Source organism: Streptomyces sp. NPDC048278, assembly GCF_040652195.1.
In the GTDB taxonomy this organism is placed as follows: domain Bacteria; phylum Actinomycetota; class Actinomycetes; order Streptomycetales; family Streptomycetaceae; genus Streptomyces.
Window position 1 is genome coordinate 72,359 of record NZ_JBEZLP010000029.1, and the last position, 19,377, is coordinate 91,735.

General features: G+C 72.1%; 17 protein-coding genes and 1 pseudogene. 6 read left to right on the forward strand and 12 right to left on the reverse strand.

Going from position 1 to position 19,377, the window contains the following annotated elements; translation table 11 throughout:
* Positions 1-45: 45 nt before the first annotated feature.
* The 6 genes from AB0D74_RS37075 to AB0D74_RS37100 form a co-directional block, all read right to left on the reverse strand.
* Entirely contained in the window at positions 46-1,536 is a 1,491-nt protein-coding gene (locus AB0D74_RS37075) for a penicillin-binding transpeptidase domain-containing protein (protein ID WP_362596708.1), read from the reverse strand.
* On the reverse strand, positions 1,533-2,894 hold the full coding sequence (locus AB0D74_RS37080; protein WP_362596710.1) for an FtsW/RodA/SpoVE family cell cycle protein: 1,362 nt from the start codon (positions 2,892-2,894) through the stop codon (positions 1,533-1,535). Before AB0D74_RS37080 ends, AB0D74_RS37075 begins: the two co-directional genes overlap by 4 nt.
* A 43-nt stretch (positions 2,895-2,937) precedes the next feature.
* Positions 2,938-3,219 (reverse strand): hypothetical protein, encoded by a 282-nt coding sequence (locus tag AB0D74_RS37085; RefSeq protein WP_362596712.1) that lies wholly within the window; start codon positions 3,217-3,219, stop codon positions 2,938-2,940.
* Positions 3,220-3,471: 252 nt separating this feature from the next.
* Positions 3,472-4,701, reverse strand: a complete 1,230-nt coding sequence (locus tag AB0D74_RS37090) for a HAMP domain-containing sensor histidine kinase (protein ID WP_362596714.1) — start codon at positions 4,699-4,701, stop codon at positions 3,472-3,474.
* Positions 4,698-5,504: a hypothetical protein gene (locus tag AB0D74_RS37095; protein ID WP_362596716.1), complete on the reverse strand. Its 807-nt coding sequence runs from the start codon at positions 5,502-5,504 to the stop codon at positions 4,698-4,700. Before AB0D74_RS37095 ends, AB0D74_RS37090 begins: the two co-directional genes overlap by 4 nt.
* 117 nt (positions 5,505-5,621) lie before the next feature.
* Positions 5,622-6,128 carry a protein phosphatase gene (locus AB0D74_RS37100; RefSeq protein WP_362596718.1) on the reverse strand — a complete coding sequence of 169 codons (507 nt, stop codon included), beginning with the start codon at positions 6,126-6,128 and terminating at the stop codon, positions 5,622-5,624.
* A 102-nt stretch (positions 6,129-6,230) separates the two neighbouring features.
* Between AB0D74_RS37100 and AB0D74_RS37105 the strand changes: the two genes are divergently transcribed.
* Complete coding sequence (locus tag AB0D74_RS37105) at positions 6,231-7,034, forward strand: nuclease-related domain-containing protein (RefSeq protein WP_362596720.1); 804 nt, start codon at positions 6,231-6,233, stop codon at positions 7,032-7,034.
* 96 nt (positions 7,035-7,130) lie between these two features.
* On the opposite strand, the gene ligD is transcribed toward AB0D74_RS37105, so the two are convergent.
* A complete protein-coding gene (gene ligD, locus AB0D74_RS37110) occupies positions 7,131-8,012 on the reverse strand; it encodes a non-homologous end-joining DNA ligase (protein WP_362596723.1) in 882 nt (293 codons plus the stop codon).
* 51 nt (positions 8,013-8,063) lie between these two features.
* Here ligD and AB0D74_RS37115 point away from each other — a divergent pair, with 51 nt between their 5' ends.
* From AB0D74_RS37115 to AB0D74_RS37125, 3 genes are all read left to right on the forward strand, one after another.
* Complete coding sequence (locus AB0D74_RS37115; protein WP_362596726.1) at positions 8,064-9,206, forward strand: Ku protein; 1,143 nt, start codon at positions 8,064-8,066, stop codon at positions 9,204-9,206.
* A gap of 520 nt (positions 9,207-9,726) precedes the next feature.
* Entirely contained in the window at positions 9,727-10,209 is a 483-nt protein-coding gene (locus AB0D74_RS37120) for a DoxX family protein (protein WP_362596873.1), read from the forward strand.
* 208 nt (positions 10,210-10,417) lie between these two features.
* Positions 10,418-11,899 carry a multicopper oxidase family protein gene (locus AB0D74_RS37125; RefSeq protein ID WP_362596729.1) on the forward strand — a complete coding sequence of 494 codons (1,482 nt, stop codon included), beginning with the start codon at positions 10,418-10,420 and terminating at the stop codon, positions 11,897-11,899.
* 61 nt (positions 11,900-11,960) lie between these two features.
* Here the strand turns inward: AB0D74_RS37125 and AB0D74_RS37130 are convergent, their stop codons facing one another.
* Positions 11,961-12,194 carry a hypothetical protein gene (locus tag AB0D74_RS37130; RefSeq protein WP_362596732.1) on the reverse strand — a complete coding sequence of 78 codons (234 nt, stop codon included), beginning with the start codon at positions 12,192-12,194 and terminating at the stop codon, positions 11,961-11,963.
* A gap of 155 nt (positions 12,195-12,349) precedes the next feature.
* Here AB0D74_RS37130 and AB0D74_RS37135 point away from each other — a divergent pair, with 155 nt between their 5' ends.
* Positions 12,350-12,901 (forward strand): hypothetical protein, encoded by a 552-nt coding sequence (locus tag AB0D74_RS37135; protein ID WP_362596735.1) that lies wholly within the window; start codon positions 12,350-12,352, stop codon positions 12,899-12,901.
* Between the two features lie 52 nt (positions 12,902-12,953).
* On the opposite strand, the pseudogene AB0D74_RS37140 reads toward AB0D74_RS37135, so the two are convergent.
* A pseudogene (locus AB0D74_RS37140) lies at positions 12,954-13,460 on the reverse strand (carbohydrate binding domain-containing protein); the annotation flags it as partial.
* A 490-nt stretch (positions 13,461-13,950) separates the two neighbouring features.
* Between AB0D74_RS37140 and AB0D74_RS37145 the strand changes: the two are divergent.
* Entirely contained in the window at positions 13,951-14,526 is a 576-nt protein-coding gene (locus AB0D74_RS37145; RefSeq protein ID WP_362596737.1) for a GNAT family protein, read from the forward strand.
* A 26-nt stretch (positions 14,527-14,552) separates the two neighbouring features.
* On the opposite strand, the gene AB0D74_RS37150 is transcribed toward AB0D74_RS37145, so the two are convergent.
* The 3 genes from AB0D74_RS37150 to AB0D74_RS37160 form a co-directional block, all read right to left on the reverse strand.
* On the reverse strand, positions 14,553-15,866 hold the full coding sequence (locus AB0D74_RS37150; RefSeq protein ID WP_362596740.1) for a cytochrome P450: 1,314 nt from the start codon (positions 15,864-15,866) through the stop codon (positions 14,553-14,555).
* Positions 15,867-16,273: 407 nt separating this feature from the next.
* Positions 16,274-17,521 (reverse strand): hypothetical protein, encoded by a 1,248-nt coding sequence (locus AB0D74_RS37155; RefSeq protein ID WP_362596743.1) that lies wholly within the window; start codon positions 17,519-17,521, stop codon positions 16,274-16,276.
* A 166-nt stretch (positions 17,522-17,687) separates the two neighbouring features.
* Positions 17,688-18,746 carry an alpha/beta hydrolase gene (locus AB0D74_RS37160; protein WP_362596746.1) on the reverse strand — a complete coding sequence of 353 codons (1,059 nt, stop codon included), beginning with the start codon at positions 18,744-18,746 and terminating at the stop codon, positions 17,688-17,690.
* Positions 18,747-19,377: the final 631 nt, after the last annotated feature.

Sequence of the window (19,377 nt, forward strand, 5' to 3'; positions counted from 1 at the left end):
AGCAAGCCGGTCAATCCCCCGCGCACGACTTGCTGACTCCGTGTCTCAGAACCCGAGCACCGCCCGCATCACCGACCGGGCGATCGGCGCCGCGTCCCCGCCCCCGCTGATGTCCGAACGGTCGGCCGCCGCGTCCTCCACCACCACCGCCACCGCGACCTTCGGCTCCAGGTCGTTGTCCGCCTGCGCCCAGGACACGAACCAGGCGTACGGCACCCCGGAGTTGCCGATGCCGTGCTGCGCCGTGCCGGTCTTGCCGCCCACCGTGGCGCCGCGGATCGCCGCGTTCGTGCCGGTGCCCTCCTCGACCACGTCGACCATGAGCTCCTTCATGCGCACGGCCGTCGCCGCACTCATCACCTGCCGTACCGGCCCCGCCCCGCCCATGCCGACCGTCTCGCCGGTCCGCCGCACGGTCCGCTCCACCAGGTACGGCGGCCGGGCCAGCCCCCCGTCCGCCACCGCCGCCGCGACCATCGCCATCTGGAGCGGCGTGGCCCGGGTGTTGTACTGCCCGATCGACGACAGGGCCAGCTGCGCCTTGTCCACGCTCGTGTCGAAGGTGCTCGGCGCGGCGGTGAACGGGATCCGCACCCGGGTGTCGTTGAAGCCGAACGCCTGGGCTGTCGCCGTCATCCGCGCCGCCCCCACGTCCACGCCCAGCTTCGCGAAGACCGTGTTGCAGGACCACGCGAAGGCCGCCCGCAGCGAGGCGTCCCCGCAGCCGTCGCCCTCGTTGGTCAGCCGGGTCCTGCTGCCCGGCAGCCGGTAGGGGTCGGGGGAGTCGGTCGGCGCGTCCAGGTCGGTGACCACGCCCGCGTCGAGCGCGGCTGCCGCGGTGACCACCTTGAAGGTCGAACCCGGCGGGTACGTCTGCCGCACCGCCCGGTTCAGCATCGGCTTCTCCGGGTCGTCGTTCAGCCGCGCCCAGGCCGAGGTCACCGCGTCGCCGTTGCCGGACAGTTCGGACGGGTCGTACGACGGGGTGGAGACCAGGGCGAGGATCCGGCCGGTCGCCGGTTCGATGGCGGCGACCGCGCCCTTGCGCGAGCCGAGCCCCCGGAAGGCGGCCTCCTGGGCGAACCGGTTCAGGGTCGTGACGACGTTCCCGCCCGGGTTCAGCGCCCGGCCGGTGTCGTTCCACAGCGGGAGCGGCGACAGCAGCGGGTCGGTCCCGGAGAGCACCCCGTCCTCGGCGTGCTCCAGGAACGTCGTGCCGTACAGCTGGGAGGCGAAGCCGGTGACCGGGGCGTACAACGGGCCCTGCGGATAGGTGCGTTCGTAGCGCAACTGCTCCCCGCTGTCCCGGGAGCCGGTGACCGGCATGCCGCCGACCACGATGTCGCCGCGGGGGAGGCCGTAACGGGCGATCGAGTTGCGGCGGTTGGCGGGGTTGTCGTCGTACTGCCGGGCCAGGACCACCTGGACGCGGGCGGCGTTGACGAGGAGGGCGAACAGCAGCAGGGCGCACAGGGCGCGGGCCCGCCGGACGTACCTGGCCGTGCCGGCCCGGCGACGGCCGTACTCGGTGCTCATGGGGCGACCTGACCGTCGTAGTGGCGGCGGGCCGAGTCGCTCACCCGGATCAGCAGCGCCACGATCGCCCAGTTGGTGACGACCGAGGAGCCGCCCTGGGCGAGGAACGGCATCGCCATGCCGGTCAGCGGGATCAGCCCGGTCACCCCGCCCGCGATCACGAACACCTGGAGCGCGACGATCGAGGCGAGCCCGACCGCGAGCAGCCGGCCGAAGGGGTCGCGCAGGGCGAGCCCGGCCCGGTAGCCGCGCTCGACCAGCAGGCCGTAGAGGAGGAAGATCGCGGAGAGCCCGGCGAGGCCGAGTTCCTCGCCCGCGGTGGCCAGGATGAAGTCCGACTTGGCGGCGAAGCCGATGAGGATGGAGTGGCCGAGGCCCAGACCGGTACCGAGGACCCCGCCGGCGGCGAACGCGAAGAGGGACTGGGCGAGTTGGTTCGGCCCCCGGCCCGCGTCGATCGAGGCGAACGGATGCAGCCAGTCCTCGATACGGCCGTGCACATGCGGTTCCAGGTGCCCCACGGCGACCGCGCCGAACACGGCGAGCACCAGGCCGACGGCGATCCAGCCGGTGCGCCCGGTGGCGACGTACAGCATGACGACGAACAGGCCGAAGAAGAGCAGCGAGGTGCCGAGGTCGCGTTCGAGGATCAGGACGCCGACGCTCACCAGCCAGATGGTGACGATCGGACCGAGCACCCGGCCGGTCGGGAACTGCATGAACCACAGACGGCGGCCCGCGTACGCGAGCGCGCTGCGGTTGGCCGCCAGGTACGCGGCGAAGAACACCGCGAGCAGCACCTTCGCGAACTCGCTGGGCTGGATGGAGAATCCGGCGATCCTGATCCAGATCCGGGCCCCGTTGACGGCCGGGAAGAGGATCGGCAGGAGCAGCAGGACCAGCGCGGCGGCGACGCAGACGTACGCGTAGCGTTGCAGCACGCGGTGGTCGCGGAGCATCAGCACGACCATGATGAAGAAGCCGACGCCCAGGGTGGACCAGACGAGTTGGGCGGGGGCCGCCCGGTCGCCGGGGGTCTGCAGGTCCAGCCGGTAGATCAGGACCAGGCCGAGTCCGTTGAGCAGCACGCCGATCGGGAGCGGCAGCGGGTCGGCGTACGGGGCGCGGAAGCGTACGGCGAGATGGGCGACGAGCGCGAGCACCCCGAGGCCGGCGCCGTAACCGGCGGCACCGGGTGGGACGGTACCGGTCTTCGCCAGGCCGACCGCGCAGTAGCCGTACACGCAGAGCAGGACGGCCAGCACGATCAGGGCGAGTTCGATGCCACGGCGCCGGGGGAGGCGTACGGCGGAGAGGGGGGTCGCGGTCGCCGCCAGGGTGGTTCCGGCCTTGGTCATGTCCGGAACTTACCTAAATAGTGTGAGTCGAGTGTTCTGTGAGTCAGTACCCGCGTGGCGTACGGCCGGGGGTGTCGACGGCGCGGCCGTCCGGGCCGCCGGGGCCGAGGAAGTCGTCGGTGCCGCCGGCGTCGCCGCTGCCGTCGCCGGTATCGCCGCAGGTGTTGCCGACGCCGTCGAGGCGGCCGTCGTCGTCGGGATCGCCGAGCCGGCTGGTCCCCGCGCCGGCGCCGGCCCGGCCGTCGTCGGCGAGGGCGGGCGAGGCGGCGCAGAGGGCGACGAGGGCGGCGGCCGTGGCGGCAATCGCGAGGCTGCGGCTGAGCATGGGGCCTCCGGCGGGCGGTCGGTGGGGAGCTGGTCAGTTGCCACGCTAGGAGGGGCGCCGGGGGGCCGCGCCTTGCAGTGGGCCGAAGGGGGGTGGCGGTGAGTTGCCCGGGTGCCGGCCGGTGGGGGCTTGTCGCGCAGTTCCCCGCGCCCCTAAAAGAAGGGGCGCTGCAGCGAGCGCCCCCTTTGGGGGCGCGGGGAACTGCGCGAGCAACCCCCACGCACCCGCAGCCGCGTACCCTCCGAACCACCCCTACGGGAGCGTCAGCGTAGCCACCGCGCCACCGTCGATCGCGTTCGCGAAACACAGCCGCGCGCCCAGCACCTCCGCCTGCCCCACCGCGATCGTCAGTCCAAGCCCGTGCCCCTTGGCCCCGCCCTCCGTGCGGAACCGCTGCGGGCCGTGGGCCACCAGGTACCCGGGATAGCCGTCCCCGTGATCCCGCACGGTGACCTCCTTCCCCTCCACCGTCAGCACCACGGGCCCCCGCCCGTGCCGGTGCGCGTTGGCGACGAGGTTCCCCAGCACCCGTTCCAGCCGCCGCCGGTCCGTCTCGACCCAGACGTCCCGGACCACCTTCACCTCGGTCTCCGTGCCGGACGCCCGCACCACCCGCTCGGCCAGCGTGCCCAGCGCCTCCGCGTCGGTCTCCAGCCGCTCCCGGCCCGCGTCGAGGCGGGAGATCTCCAGCAGATCCTCGGTGAGCGTGCGCAGCGCGGCCACCCGGTCCCGCACCAGTTCCGTCGGCCGCCCCGGAGGCAGCAGTTCCGCCGCCGCGTGCAGCCCCGTCAGCGGCGTCCGCAGCTCGTGCGCCACGTCGGCTGTGAACCGCTGCTCGCTCAGCAGCTTGCTCTGCAGCGACGCGGCCATCCCGTCCAGCGCGGCGGCGACCGCGGCCACCTCGTCCTGCGGGCGGGTCGGGTCCTTGGTACGGGGGTCGTGCACGCGGGCGTCCAGGTCGCCGGCGCTGATCCGCCGGGCCACCTGTGCCGTGCCGTGCAGCCGCCGGCTCACCCGGGTCACCGCGAACGCGCCGACCAGCAGCGTCGCCCCGATGGCCAGCGCCGACGACCAGAGGATGGAGCTGTCCAGGCCGGCGATGGTGCTGGCCTGCTGGGAGTAGTCGACGGCCACCGCGAGCGCCCGGTGCCGGTCGGCCGGGCCCGCCGCCCACATCGTGGGGCGACCGTCGTCACGGGCGACCATCGTCCCGCGCTCCCCGGCCAGCGCCAGCGCCCGCAGCTGCCCGGGCAGCCCCCGCGGGTCGAGGCGCGCGCCCCGCGGCAGCGCGTCCCCCGCCTCGTACGCGCTCGTCGCCTCCGCGAGCCGGGTCAGCGCCTGGTCGCGGGCCTGGGCGACGGTCTGGTCCGTGACCGACACGTGCACCAGCACGCCGAGCAGCGCGGCCAGCGCGCAGCACATCACCGTGATGAACGCGGCCGACTTCGCGGCCAGCGTCCCGGCCCAGCGCGGCAGCCTCATCGCGCGCCCGCCGAAGCCGAAGCCGATGCCGAAGCCGAAGCCGAAGCCGAAGCCGAAGCCGAAGCCGAAGCCGAAGCGGACGCCGAAGCCGAGGCCGAGGCCGACGGCACCGGGGTGCGGGTGTGGTGGCCCTTGCCGGTGCGCAGGAACTCGTCCCGGGAGAACACCATCGCCTTCCGCTCCGGGTCCCACGCCCAGGTCGTCCGGTACTCGTACCCGCTGATCCCGGCCGGCGACCGCACGATCACGGTCCGTCCGGCCAGCTCCACGCCGATGATCGCGTCGTCGTCGTCGAGGACCTGCATCAGCCGGCCCTTCTCGACGGTGTACACGCGCAGCGCGGTCTGGTTCGTCGGATACAGCCGGAACCCGAGCGTCAGCTCGTCCCGCCCGTCCCCGGTGAGGTCCCGGTAGTACGGCTTCAGCAGCGGACAGCGCGCCCCGCCGCCGCCCGCCGTGCACTCCTCCATCCGCTCCGCGGTCTCGTGGTAGGCCCCCTTGGACCCGTAGTCCGCCGGGTCCGAGGCGATCTCCGCCCGTACGACCGCCACCGGATCCACCCGGCGGATGTCGTCGCCGGGCACCGTGACCCCCTTCACGGGCTCCGTGCTGCCCTCGTCGTAGGGCCAGGCCGGGCTGGACGCCGGCCGCAGGTCGGGCCAGAGCTTCGCGGGGCTGACCGCGGTCGGTGCCGCCCCGGCCCCGCGCAGCCCGCCGGAGTCGCCGCAGCCGGCCGCGGTCAGCGCCAGCAGGGCGACGGCGGCCGTGGTCACGGCGGTGCGGACGGGACGACGGGCTGGCACGCTGCTCCTGGCTCGGCGGGTTCGGTGGTCCATGGCCGGGAAGGCCCCGTACACCTTATTCGCAGATTTGTAGGGAAGTCCTTTTTGTGCCCGGGGGCCGCCGGTGCACGGGAGAGGCTACTCGGCGAGGTCCTCCAGGAGACGGGCGGTGGACAGGCCGGCCCGCAGGTAGGCCACGAACAGCTCGTTGTGCAGCGCCCAGGGCGAGCGCCTGGCCCGCACCAGGCGGATCGCCTCCTCGGCCGTACGCCCCTGGTACACCAGCGTCTGCGCGACCACGAGCCCCGACCGGTTGTACCCGCTGTAGCAGCGCACCAGCACCGACCGCCCCGCGTCCAGCGCCTCGCCGGCCGCCCGCGCGAGCCGCATCACCCCCGCGAGCTGGGTGCCGTCCAGCGGTCCGTCCGGTATCGGCCACACGTGGTGCTCGACCCCGGCCGCCGGACCGTGCCCGGGCAGCCGCAGCAGACTCTGCACCAGATCGAACTCGTCCCGCACCACGGCGGCCTCCAGCCGCCCCGAACGCGCCCGGAACTCGTGGCCGCCCATCCACAGACCGGGCAGCACCTCGCTCCAGGGACTGTCCGGAGCCGGCACGTCGTACTGCTCCCCAGAGATCCGCACCCGGCGCCTCCCCGCTGCGCGCGCCAAACCCCTGTCAAAGGTAGCGGGGTTCTTGCCCCTGGAGCACCCCGCCTGTTCCCATGGTCGAGGGGTGATGACGCAATGAGCGGACTGCGCGTCGTGCCGGCCTGGCGGCACGGCCAGGAGCGACTGTACGTATGCCTCACGGACGGAAGGAACATCGCCTGGTACGACCGGGAGGCCGGCCGGGTCAACCTGCTCAGCGAGGAGCGGCGGGACGACGTGCTGGAGACCCTGCGGCCGTTCCTGACCGGCCCGGTCACGATCGGCCCGCCCCCCGTACCCACCCCCGCCGAACTGGCCCGGCTGAGCCTGCACCCCGACGACGACCTGGCGCCCAACCGCCCCGGCGAGGCGCTGCTGGTCGCCCTCGACCGGGACCCCGGTCCGGCCCACCGGCTGCGCCCCGACCCGCGCCGCCGCGCCCTGACCGCGGAGCAGACCGTCGGTGACGCTTTGGACCGCCTGGACGGTGCCGGCTGGCACGCCCTGCACTCCCTCCCGCTGCCCGGCGGGGACCGCCTGCACCACCTGCTGATCGGGCCGGGCGGCCTGTTCTGCGTGTACTCCCTCTACGCCCGCAAGCAGAAGGTCCAGGTCGCCGATCCGATGGTCACCCTGGGCCGCCGTGACCCCCAGCCGCTGCTGCGCCGCCTGCGGGCGGACGCCGACCGGGCCTCGTACGCCCTCACCGCCGAGGTCCGCCCGGTGCTGGCCCTCACCGAACCGGCGGACGTCACGCTGACCGCCCCGCCGCGCGAGGTCCACGTCCTCCGCGACCGGGACCTGGACACCCTGTCCCGCCTGGGCGGCGTCCTCAAGCCGGCGGACGTGGAGGCCCTGCACGCGATGGCGCGGGACCGGAACACGTGGGGGAGGGTGTAGAGCTTTCCGGGGCGGGGCCGCTCGGGGCGGGGCTGCCCGGGGCGGGGCTGCCCGGGGCAGGGCTGCCCGGGGCGCTGCTTCCCGGCGCCGAGCCGCTCAGGGCAGCGTCGCCGCGCGCCCCGCGTCCAGCAGCGGGGCCAGCAGGTCCCCGTGGTCCTGGAGGCGCGGCGCGATGTCCCCCGCCCGGAACACCAGCCGGCCCGCCGCCCGGCACTCCGCGACCTCCTCCCAGGTCACCGGCGCCGACACCGTCGGCTCCGGCCGCGCCCGCAACGTGTACGGCGTGGCCGTCGTCTTGCGCCCCGCGTTCTGGCTCCAGTCCACGAACACCTTCCCGGGCCGCAGACTCCGCGTCATCCGGTGCACCACCAGCCGCGGCAGCGCCCGCTCCGCCTCCACCGCCAGCCCCTTCGCGTACTCGCTCACCCGCTCGCTGGACGCGCCCCGCACCGCCGCCAGCAGATGCAGCCCCTTCGACCCGGCCGTCTTGACGTACGCCTCGATCCCGTCCGCCGCCAGCCGCTCCCGCAGCCACAGCGCCACCGCACAGCACTGGACCACCGTCGCCGGCGCGCCCGGGTCCAGGTCGAAGACGATCCGGTCGGCCTCGTCCGGCGTCCCCACCAGCCACTGGTGCGTGTGGAACTCGGCGACCAGGTTCGCCGCCCACATCAGACTCGCGAGGTCCTGCACCAGCACCATCCGCGCCGCCCCCTCCGACCGGCGCACCTTGGCGGTCGTGACCCACTCGGGCGTACCCGGCGGCACGTTCTTGGTGAAGAACACCTGGCCGTCGGGACCGTCCGGATAGCGCAGGAAGGACACCGGACGGTCCCGCAGATGGGGCAGCAGGACCGCGGACGTCGTCGCGTAGTAGTGCAGCAGCTCGCCCTTGGTGAACCCGGTCGCCGGATACAGCACCTTCTCCAGATTGCTGAGCGCGACCCTTCGCCCGTCCACCTCTGTGATCGGCGTCATACGATGACAATCTCATACAAATCCTGGTATTCGGACGGAGGGAAACCGCACGTGCGATCCATCTGGAACGGCGCGATCTCCTTCGGGCTCGTCAGCATCCCGATCAAGCTGGTGAACGCCACGGAGAGCCACTCGATCTCCTTCCGCCAGGTCCACACCGAGGACAACGGCCGCATCCGGTACCGCAAGTTCTGCGAACTGGAGGACCGTGAGGTCACCCAGTCCGAGATCGGCAAGGGGTACGAGGACGCCGACGGCACGATCGTCCCGATCACCGACGAGGACCTGTCCCACCTGCCCATCCCCACCGCCCGCACGATCGAGATCGTCGCGTTCGTCCCGGCCGACCGGATCGACCCGCTCCAGATGGACGCGGCCTACTACCTCGCCGCCTCCGGCGCCCCGGCCGCGAAGCCGTACACCCTCCTGCGCGAGGCCCTGAAGCGCAGCCACAAGGTGGCCATCGCGAAGTACGCGCTGCGCGGCCGTGAGCGCCTCGGCATGCTCCGGGTGGTCGGCGACGCCATCGCCATGCACGGCCTGCTCTGGCCGGACGAGGTCCGCGCCCCCGAGGGCGTCGCCCCCGACGTCGACGTCACCGTCCGGGACAAGGAACTCGACCTCGCGGACGCCCTGATGGACACCCTCGGCGAGGTCGACCTGGAGGACCTGCACGACGAGTACCGGGAGGCGCTGGAGGAGGTCATCGCCGCCAAGGCCTCCGGCGAGTCCCCGCCGGAGACCCCCGAACCGGCACAGGGCGGCAAGGTCCTCGACCTGATGGCGGCCCTGGAGAAGAGCGTGCTGGCGGCGAAGGAGTCGAGAGGGGAGGCGGCCGGGTCCGAGGCCGAGGCCGAGGAGGCGGAGGTCACCCCGCTGCCGAGCAAGAAGTCCGCGTCCGGGGCGAAGAGCACGACGGGGAAGCAGACGGCGGCGAAGGAGTCCTCGGCGAGGCAGCCCCCGGCGAAGAAAACGACGACGAAGACGACGACGAAGACGACGACGACAAAGAAGGCGGCGGAGGGCGGAGCGGCGGCCACGAAGTCCACGGTCGACAGGCCCACGGTCGACAGGTCCACGCCCGGCAAGGCCGTGGTCGACAAGGCCGTGGCCGACAAGTCCGTGGCCAGGAAGGCGCCGGCGAAGAAGGCGGCTGCCAAGAAGACGGCTTCCTCTCGGAGACGCTCCGCATGAGGTGCGGTACCGCATGCCACGAGCCGCGTCATGTCCGCCAGGCGCGCCGCCGCCCCTGACGGGCAGTCACGGTGCGCCACCACGGCGCCGTTCGGATCCCGTCGCCATGTCCATAGCGGCGCCGGCTGTAGCGCCCCGTCAGGGGCGCGGGGAACTGCGCGACCAGCCCCTACCGGCCCGCACTCGCCCGCGTCGGCCGCCGATCGGTGCCACGCCCGACCGCCCGGTTATCGCTATCCGCAATAGTGCATATTGCGGAATTTATATAGATATGCCGCATGCGTCGCGCAATGCTGGACGACGGGGGGAGGCCCGCTGCACGGCGGGCAGCCAGGTTGTCCCCGTTCGCGAAGGCATCGTCATGCGTGCACTGCATTTCCACCCCCTCGGCCGAACCCACGCCCTGTCCCTCACCCAGGTGCGCACCCCCGCGGCGAGCGCGGACCGGCCCGCCGATACGGCGGCAAGGACCACCTCGGGCCCGCCGGGCGACACGCGGGCCGCCGGTGCGCTGCCCGGGGTGTCCGCCGCGGAGTGCGGACTGCTGCTGATCAGGCTGACCTTCGGACTGCTGCTGGCGGGCCACGGTGCACAGAAGCTCTTCAGCCTCTTCGGAGGGCCGGGTCTGGCGGCCACCGGCAGAAGCTTCGACGTCCTCGGCTACCACCCGGGCAAGGTCTTCGCCGTGATCGGCAGCCTCTCCGAGATCTGCGGGGGCCTCGGTCTCGCGGTCGGCCTGCTCACCCCGCTGGCAGCCGCCGCCGTCATCGGCGTGATGATCAACGCCATGGTGACCGTGAGCGGTGCCCACGGCCTGTGGATCCAGAACGGCGGAGTCGAGTACAGCGTCGCCATCTGCATCGTCGCCCTCGCCCTCACCGCCATCGGCCCGGGCCGGCTCTCCCTCGACCGGTTCTTCCCCTGGCGCTCGGGCGGCTGGCTCCCGGCCGCCGTCGCGCTCGGCCTGGGCGGCATCGGCGCCGCGATCGCGCTGAGCATCTGACATCCGGGTCACGGGTGTCCGGGTCACGGGTGTCCGAGGCGCGGGCGTCAAGGCCGCGGGGGCGGGGCCGCTGCCGCCATCCGTGTGGAAGCCCCGCGGCCCGGAGCGACCTTGTCGCCGCTCCGTGCGCGTGGCACCCCGAGCGGCCGAGTCACCCCTCCTACATTCCTCCTACATACCGGCTGAGCTCGGCATCCCTGGGAGAGACGTGACCCGGTCCCGTATCCGTTCCGCGCTGACCCTGCCGGTCGCCGGCCTGCTCCTCGCCACCGGCTGGCTGGCCGGCTGCGGGGACCGGACACCGGCCGGAGACCCCGCCGGCACCCGACAGCCCGCGCCCGAGGCCGGCCACGACCCCCCGGCCGGACCGCGGCTCCAGGACCCGCCGGAACTGGTCAGCCGCAACGGTCTCCTGAAGGCGGCCATCGTGGTGGAACGCCGGAAGGTGCAGGTCGGCAACCGCCGGCTGTACGCCACCACCTACAACGGGGCGTACATGCCCCCCACTCTGCGGGTACGGCCCGGCGACCGCATCGACCTCACGCTGACCAACCGCATCGACGCCGACACCAACCTGCACACGCACGGCCTGCACGTCTCGCCGCGCAGCCCCTCCGACGACGTCTTCGTCGCCCTCAAGTACAAGCAGTCGTACCACTACCGCTACCAGCTGCCGTTCACCCACCCGACCGGCACGTTCTGGTACCACTCGCACGCGGACATGACGTCCGCCCCGCAGGTCGCGGGCGGCGAGTCGGGCGTCATCGTGGTCGACGGCCTCCAGCAGCACCTGCCCCCGGCGCTGCGCGCCATCACCGAGCACACCATCGCGTTCAAGGACTTCCAGGTCGAGGGCGACTCGATCAAGACGCACCCGCTCAAGATCGGGTCGCCCACGAACCGTACGGTCAACGGCCAGCAGAACCCGGTGATCAGGATCCGGCCGGGGGAGACCCAGCTCTGGCGGCTCGCCAACATCGGGGCCAACATCTACTACAAGCTCCACCTCCACGGCTCCCGCTTCCGCGTGATCGCCCAGGACGGCGTCCCCGTCCGCACGGCGTACGACCAGGACACGATCGTGATCGCGGCCGGAGCGCGCTTCGACGTCCTGGTCCAGGGCGGCCCGCCCGGCGTCACGCGCCTGGAGACCCTGCCGTACGACACCGGCCCGGCCGGAAACAAGTTCCCCCGGGCCGACCTCGCCACCGTCGTCACCGGCGGCACACCCGTGCACCGGGCCACCCTGCCGACCGACATCGCCCCGCACGAGGACCTGAGCCACGCCAGGATCGCCGCCCGCAGGACCGTCGTCCTCACGGAGAACAAGGCGGGCACGGAGTTCTACATCAACGGCCGGATGTACGACCCGCACCGCACCGACTTCACGGGCACCCTCGACACCGTCGAGGAGTGGACCGTCCGCAACGACACGGACGAGACCCACTCCTTCCACATCCACACCAACGAGTTCCAGTTGATGAGCGTCGACGGGAAACCCCACGACCCGTCCCACGCCTGGTACGACACCATCGACGTGCCGGTACGCGGCAAGGCGGTCCTCCGCATCCACTACACCGACTTCACCGGGCGGACCGTGGTGCACTGCCACATCCTCAACCACGAGGACATGGGCATGATGGCCGTCCTGGACATCGTCGCGCCCCGCCCGGACTCACCCGGCAAGTGACCGGTGGCGATCGGCGGCGATCGGTGGCGATCGGTGGCGATCGGCGGGCGGGGCGGCCGGCTCAACCTCGCTGGTCCCGCAGGCGTTGGCGACGCCGCAGCCCCCCGGCGCCGCAGACGGCGGCGAAGAAGGTGCCGCCCGCCACCATCGGGAGGTGAGAGGCGAAGGGTGCGAGCGGGGGGTGCTCAAGGAAGGCTCGGGCGAACGCGGTCCCGAGCAGGGCGCCGGTCAGCGTGATCGCCCACAGGAGCAGTACGAGCAGCCATGTGCTCCGGGTGCTCAGCCATGCATTCATAGCGTCATCATGCCCCCGACCTCCCGGCGCCCACAGCCCCCTCGTGGGCAACTCCTCGTGGACAGCCCCCTCGTGGACAGCGTTCCTCTGATCCGCCATGCTGTCCTGGCGCTGACGGGGCGGCGCAGGCCACGTGGCGCGAGGGACGGGGACGGGTGGAGCAATCGCAGGCCGCGACCGCGGCTACGCCGCCGGAACACATCCGGTACCGGTTGACGAGCCTGCAGCGGCTGCTGCCCGTGCTGCCCGGATTCGGTGCCGTCACGACGTCCCAGGTCCTGTTCTGGCTGGACCGGGGCTCGTTGGACCCCCTACTCATCCCGGGACTGATCATCTGGGGTGTCGTGTTTCCCCTGGTGCTGATCACCTCGTGGCGCTTCGGGGTCACCCTCACCCCGTCGGCGGCCGTCGCGCACGGTTTCCGCCGCCGGACCGTCCCGTGGTCGAACGTCCAGGCCATCCGGATCGAGTCGATCCTCGGCAGCAGGAACGTCGTGATCTACGAAGCGGGCGGCCGTCACACCCGCCTCCGGGCCCCGATGACCGGATTCCTCAGCTGGGACCGCAACTTCGAGGAGAAGTTCCACACCATCGGCAGATGGTGGCTGGACCACCGCGGCCCGGACTGGGTTCCCGTCCCACCACCGACGGTGTGGTGGGACGGCCCACCGGCGTCACAGGGAAACCCTTTCGCTCCTACCCCGTAGCCGGAACGCCTGTGGATCTGCGGGCCCTTCGTACAGGGCACTAGGCGTGGTCACCGCCGGCGGGCCCGTTCAGGGTGATGTCGTCGGCGTAGTAGCCGCCCTGCGCGTACCAGCCGTGTACGTAGATTGTCGCGGTGGTCTGGGAGGTGCCCGTGGTGAAGGAGACGGTCAGGCGGCTGTATCCGGAGGGGGAGGTGGCCCAGGTGGAGGCGCCGCCGTTCACGCCCAGGTAGACGTTGGAGCCGCGGACCCAGCCGCTGAGCGAGTAGGTGGTGTCCGGCCGTACCGCGACGCGCTGGTCGCACTGCCCGGTGTCACGCGAACTCACCGTCCCCTGGAGGGCTTTGGAGCCCGCGTGGACAGGGGAGGAGACGATCGAGCCCGGGTTCCCGGCGCAGTTCCACGGGGAGAGGCCGCCCGACTCGAAGCCGGGGTTGGCCAGGACGTCGGAGGCCCCGATCGCGCCCGAGGCGGTCGACGTCGGAGTCGCCGACGCACTCGCTGCCGGGGTGGACGGGCCGGCCTCGCCGGCGCCGGGGATCAGGAGAGAGCAGCCCAAGCCGACGACGGCCGCCGCGACGACCGCGATCCCCACGGCCGCCCGGCGCTGCCCGGGACCCAGGCGCGACTGGTCCACCGGATGCGGCGGGAGGGTGCCGCCGTCGACTGGGGGGAACCGCTCCGTCCTGCCGTCGGCCGGGGCGTGAGGGTCGGGAGCGGGCGCGGTCTCGTGACCGCGGTAGTCCTTGTCCTGGCGTATGTCGTCGAGCAACCGGGCCAGCGCGTCGGTGTTGCGCATGCGCAGCACGCGGATGGGCTCCAGCGTGGTGGGGTCGTCCGGTACATCCGGTACATCCGGTGCGTCCGGCGCGTCCGGTGTAGGCACGGTGCTCTCCTTCCGCCCATCCGTCCTGTCCTGTGTCCCGTGGCACAGAGCCAGAGCCGTCCCTGCGGATTCATACGCGACGCCCGCTCCGGAGGTTCAGCCGCTCAACGGTTCGTCGCGGCATTCGCCTCGGTGTGCCACTCGGCCCCGCGCGCGCGGCAGCGTGATCAAATGGGGCATGGCATCGTCCTGGACCGGTGATCGGGTCCGCCTGCGCGCCGTCGAGCCCGAAGACTGGACGGCGTTCATGCGCTTCGCCGACGATGACGGGCGGCGAGGAAGCCGGCCGGATCTGCCGAGGTCCGCCGAGACCTACCGGGCCTGGGCGAAGGAGCAGGCCGTCGCCGAGCCCGATGACGACCGCTTCCGGCTGGCCGTCGAGGCGACGGCCACGGGAGAGCTGGTCGGCGCGGTCGGCTCGCATCGCACCGGCCCTCGCTCAGGCTGGTTCGAGTGTGACGTCATGATCGGCGCCGACCACCGGGGCCGGGGCTACGCGACAGAAGCCGTGGCGCTGCTGCTGCGCTTCATGTTCGCCGAGCGGCGCTATCACAAATGCCTGGCGGCGATCTTCGCCCAGAACGAGGCGTCACTGGCCCTTTTCCGTCGGCTCGGCTTCACCGAGGAGGGGCGCTTGCGGGAACACGTCTACTTCGCCGGCCGACACCACGACCTCGTCATGATGGGGGTGCTCGCCGAGGAGTTCGACCAGCGACCCACGATGATGAGCGACGCATGAACCGGTCAGCCGTCCCCGGACCGCCCTCAGTCGCGCGAGGTGGCGCGTAGGCGCAGGCCGACAGGTGCGAGACCTTCGAGGGTGGTGACCCGGTAGCCGGGCTCCGGCCCGGGCGGCTCGCTCAGGTGGTAGCGGCGGGCGGTCTGCGCGGTCAGGAGCGTCAGCATCGCCATGGCCAGAGACGTTCCCTCGCAGCCGTGCGGCCCGGTACCGAAAGCGAGGAAGAGCCCGGGCTTCTCCGGCGAGCCCACATCACCGAGCCAACGCTCGGGCCGGAACCGGTCCGGCTCCGAGAACTCCCGCGCATCGCGGTGAGCGGTGTAGGGGCAGACGAGAACGGTCGATCCGGCCCCGATGGTGTAGTCGGCGAGCTGGGTCTGCCGCGGAGCCTGCCGGGTCAGGAGCCAGCTCGGGGGGTACAGCCGGAGCACCTCACTCACCAGCGCCTGGGTGTATCGCAGGCCGGCGAGGTGGGAACCGGTCGTCGCGGCGGGATCCGCGGGCAGCACGGCGGCCTCGGCCGCGACACGGTCCGCTGCCCGGGGGTGCCGGGCCAGCTGGAGCAGGATCCAGGCGGCTGCCCGGGAAGGGGTCTCGAAGGTGGCGACGGTGATTCCGGGGAGCGTGTCGAGGACGGCCTCCTCCGGCAGCAGGCCGTAGTGCGGGGAGGGCCGGAGCATCTGTCCCAGCATGTCGTCACCGAGCCGGCCCGATGAACGACGCCGGTGGACGACGGGCCGCAGAGCCTCGGTGAAGGCGACCTGCTGACGGGTGCGGAACCGCCGTGCCGGTGTGGGCACCCAGCGCGGCCACACCCACCGCGAGGGACGTACGAGCACCTCCCGGGCGAGGAAGAGCTGTGCGGCATGGGGCAGCAGGGCGGGCGCGTCTTCGGAGAAGAGATAACTCACGCCGATCTCCGCCAGGGTGTGCCGGACCGGGGGCAGGATCTCGATGTCCTGGCCCGTTGGCCACTGGTCGGCAAAACGGGCGCTGCGTGGCGCGATCTCGCCGATCCGTGCGGCAACCGCCTGCGCACGCAGTCCGCGCATGCGCGCGGCGTGAGCGTACGCACGCTCCTCGGGTGTCGGTGCCGGTGCTCCGCTCGACCGCTTCAGGTTCAGGGGCGGAAAGAGCGGCGACGATGCCTTGGGGAAGTCGTGGGCGCGGCGCAGAACCGCTTCACAGGGTCCGGCCGCGGCGGCCACGTAGACGCCGGGTTCCAGCTCCCAGACGTCCCCGCACTCCTCAGCGCCACGGCGCGCCAACCCCAGCCGGTCGCGGCTCCAGGCCGCGAAGCCGCCGTCGGGCAACCGCGGCGGCTCCTTCTCTTGCCCCATGAGACCGTCCCTGTCGTCGACAGACGACTGCGCACCGGCGGGCGCCCCTGGGGCGCCCGCCGGCCTTGCGGTCAGTCCTGGTCGTCGCCGACGTACGCATCCCATTCGTGGGCCCCGTACGCACCGTAGTGGCGGGTGAAGGACAGCTTGCCGAGCAACTTGGCGATCATGATGCACTCCTCTCGCCTGTCTTCAGCGCCCAAACCACATATCACATCTTGCCACAAATGCCATATTTGGGGTGAGTCATTTCCCAGGTTTCTGACGCAAGCAGGTCACCGGTGCCGCGTCTGCTGGGGCGCACCAGCGCACCAGCCCACCAGCCCACCAGCGCACCGCCCACCAGCGCACCGCGCACCGGCGCACCAGGTCCCAGCACATGTGCGCCTCGGCCGGGAGGCCGGCCGTCAGGTCGGCAACCGGAGGGGTATGACCGCGTCCTTCTTTCCGGCATGCCGGAGGGTGGCGGTTTCTGCGGCACGATGGCTGTGCAGGACCCGGGCGATGATCGTCACGCCGAGGGCGAGGTCGTCGCGGATCAGGACGTCGAGGTGGTCTTCCACGTGGACGTAGCCGCCGCCCTCCGGCCGCGACATGCTGCCACCGACTTCCGCTCGGCCGAGGCCGGCTTCCTGGAGGGCGGTCCTGAGCTCCTCGGCGACCTGCTGGCCGAAGCGCCACGGACGTTCCGCCCCGGGAAGGGTGAGCGACAGCCGCCAGGATCCGCTGTCGGCCAGCGGACTCGGGCCGAACCAGCGGGGCATGAGCTCGCCCTGCGGCAGGCCGCTCAGGGTCTCGACGGCCCAGCAGGCCTCCGCCCGGTGACCGGGTTGCGTGACCGCACGCATCAGTACGGGATGGGTGTACCCGACGGCGGTCAGCGCGTCGGCCAGCGCTGCCAGGTGCTCGTAGCCGTCGGGCGCGGTGCAGCGGTCGAGGGCCTGCCGTACGGCCGGAGCCCTGAGCGCGCGGTCCCCGGCCGCTGTATCGATGCGCTCTCGGGCCCGGGCGAGCAGCGCTGACCATCCGGCGAACGGGAAGTCCTCCGAGTCCGGCGCACGGAGCGAGTACAGCGGCAGACCGTCGCGGTGGTACTGGTCGACGGCCCGGTGGCCGTCGGCCCGGCTGGTCCAGGCAACCCCGGTGCCCCGCAGATCCCGCAGATCGAACCAGTCGCGGGTCTCCGCCCGCACCCCGCCTTCCCCGCCCCCGGACCGCATCAGCCCGAACGCCGCGTCCACCAGCGGCGTGACCCCGTCCAGGTCGTCCCCGTCGGCAAGGAACGCGAAGCGACACAGCAGCGCCAGCATCGGCCCGGGGTGTCGCAGCTCCGGGTCGTGCAGGGCGACCGCCCGGCACAGCAGGTCCAGTTCCTGCCACGGCATCACATGCGGGTGGAAGTGGGCCTGGTCGTCCCATCCGACCGTCACCGGCTCCGGAAGGCCGGGGGCCGCCAGGGCGAGATCGACGTACTCCAGCGCGAGCGTCAGGTCGAGGACCAGCGCGAAACCGCCACCCAGCTGAAACCGGGCCACCAGCGACTCCTGGTCCTCGGCGTCCTCGTCGTAGACGTCGGGTGCGTCGTCCTCGAAGAGGTACACCGGCCAGAAGTCCGGCTCGGCCATCCGGGCCGTCAGCGCGTCATCGAGTGGCATGCGATCACGCTAGACCGCCCCACTGACATCACGTACCGAGCTCAGACCGAGAAGCCGAGTACGCCGCTGGCTTCCCACTCGCGTCCGGCGCCTGGCACTTCCTGCGCGGCCCGGTGCCCGACCGCGCTGTGGGCGACACCCGCGCCACGATCCAGTCGGCACTTCCTCAGAGGCGGTCCGCGTCCATCACCGCCTGGGCGAACGGCTGCGGTGCCTCCTGGGGCAGATTGTGTCCGATGCCCTCGAGCCTGCGGTGGATGTAGGGCCCGGTGAACTTCTTGCGGTACGCCGAGCCGTTGCCCGGCGGGACGAACGGGTCGAGCGCCCCGTCGAGCGTTACGGTCGGTACCGCGATGGCCGGTTCCGCGGCCAGCTTCGCCTGGAGGCCGGCGTAGCGCGGGTTCCCCTTGGCGAGACCGAGGCGCCAGCGGTAGTTGTGGATCACGATCCTCACGTAGTCCGGGTTGTCGAAGGCCGCGGCGGTCCGGTCGAACGTGGCGTCGTCGAAGTGCCAGGTGGGGGAGGCGTCGTGCCAGATCAGCTTGGCGAGGTCGTGCCGGTACTTCGTGAGGCCCCGCTCTCCGCGGGCGGTGGTGAAGTAGTACTGGTACCAGAACGCTCGCTCGGCGGCCGGCGGCGTCGGCTGTTGCTGCTGCTTCTGGTTGACGATGAGGTCGCCGGAGACCGAGACCAGGGCCTTGCAGCGTCCTGGCCACAACGCCGCGACGACGTCGGCCGTACGCGCCCCCCAGTCGAAGCCGCCGAGCAGCGCCTTCTGGATCTTCAGGGCGTCCATCAGGGCGATGAGGTCGAGGCCGGTCGCCACCTGCTCGCCGTCTCGGAAGGTCTTCGCCGACAGGAACCTCGTGCTGCCGTAGCCGCGCAGGTAGGGAACGATGACGCGGTAGCCCTCGTCGGCCAGCAACGGTGCGACGTCGACGTAGCTGTGAATGTCGTACGGCCAGCCGTGCAACAGGATGACCACGGGACCGTGTGCCGGCCCGGACTCGGCATAGCCGATGTCCAGCTCGCCCGCCTTGACCTGTTTCACCGAGTCGAATGACGTGCGCCCCTCAGCCCGACCGACTGCCGACGCGCTTCCCACGGAGTGGCCTGCTGTCGTGGCCGCGGCGGTGGATGCGTCGAACAGCCGCGCCTGAGTCGCCGCCGCCGTACCCGCGACACCTGCGCCGAGTGCTTTACCGAAGGCCCGCCTGTTGATCATGAGACCGTCCTGTCCCTTGACACCACGGGTACGCCACTACAGGTGGAGCCCACCGCCCTCAGACCGCTTCGTCCCAGCACGACCCCGGCGCCCCGGGCGTACACCGCCCCGCGGTGGCACCGAGGCCGCTTCACCCCAGACAGCGCCGACCGCCGCGCTACGCCATCGCGACTGGGCAATTCATCCTAAACAGCACGTCCACAACACGCCCGTCGACCTGCGGTCTCGGCACGCCGGGTACGTGGCAGTGGATCAGCGTCGGCTCGCCTCGCGCGCTCCGGAGGCCAGATGAGGCCGATGGGCCACCGGCGCCCTGACCTGCGGCGGAGAACGCAGTCAGTTGAGGGCGGTGAAGTACGTGGACGCCCGTTGGGCGGAGGCGTCTGCCAAGCAGCGTGACAGTGTGACGGATGCGCTGGCGACGGTCGTTCCCGTCCTCGTGCAGCCGGGACGGGGGCGGCGTGCTCCGGAGGTGTTGCAGCGGGCGCTGCGCTCGTGCGTGTTGCCTGTACTTCGTAAGGAGCGGGTCCGGGGAGGCGCCCGAAGTGCGTTGACGGCCAGGAGGAGGAGATGAACGACGGGATCATGCAGAGTCTGGGGGGAAGGGGCGGCAGTACCGACTGATACCAGA

What these genes read in the sequence shown, in the direction of transcription:
- AB0D74_RS37155 (WP_362596743.1), bottom strand. Translation starts at nt 17,521, where the DNA reads ATGCCACTCGATGACGCGCTGACGGCCCGGATGGCCGAGCCGGACTTC.
- AB0D74_RS37085 (WP_362596712.1), bottom strand. Translation starts at nt 3,219, where the DNA reads ATGCTCAGCCGCAGCCTCGCGATTGCCGCCACGGCCGCCGCCCTCGTC.
- AB0D74_RS37075 (WP_362596708.1), bottom strand. Translation starts at nt 1,536, where the DNA reads ATGAGCACCGAGTACGGCCGTCGCCGGGCCGGCACGGCCAGGTACGTC.
- ligD (WP_362596723.1), bottom strand. Translation starts at nt 8,012, where the DNA reads ATGACGCCGATCACAGAGGTGGACGGGCGAAGGGTCGCGCTCAGCAAT.
- AB0D74_RS37130 (WP_362596732.1), bottom strand. Translation starts at nt 12,194, where the DNA reads ATGAATGCATGGCTGAGCACCCGGAGCACATGGCTGCTCGTACTGCTC.
- AB0D74_RS37090 (WP_362596714.1), bottom strand. Translation starts at nt 4,701, where the DNA reads ATGAGGCTGCCGCGCTGGGCCGGGACGCTGGCCGCGAAGTCGGCCGCG.
- AB0D74_RS37080 (WP_362596710.1), bottom strand. Translation starts at nt 2,894, where the DNA reads ATGACCAAGGCCGGAACCACCCTGGCGGCGACCGCGACCCCCCTCTCC.
- AB0D74_RS37150 (WP_362596740.1), bottom strand. Translation starts at nt 15,866, where the DNA reads ATGGGGCAAGAGAAGGAGCCGCCGCGGTTGCCCGACGGCGGCTTCGCG.
- AB0D74_RS37160 (WP_362596746.1), bottom strand. Translation starts at nt 18,746, where the DNA reads ATGATCAACAGGCGGGCCTTCGGTAAAGCACTCGGCGCAGGTGTCGCG.
- AB0D74_RS37105 (WP_362596720.1), top strand. Translation starts at nt 6,231, where the DNA reads ATGAGCGGACTGCGCGTCGTGCCGGCCTGGCGGCACGGCCAGGAGCGA.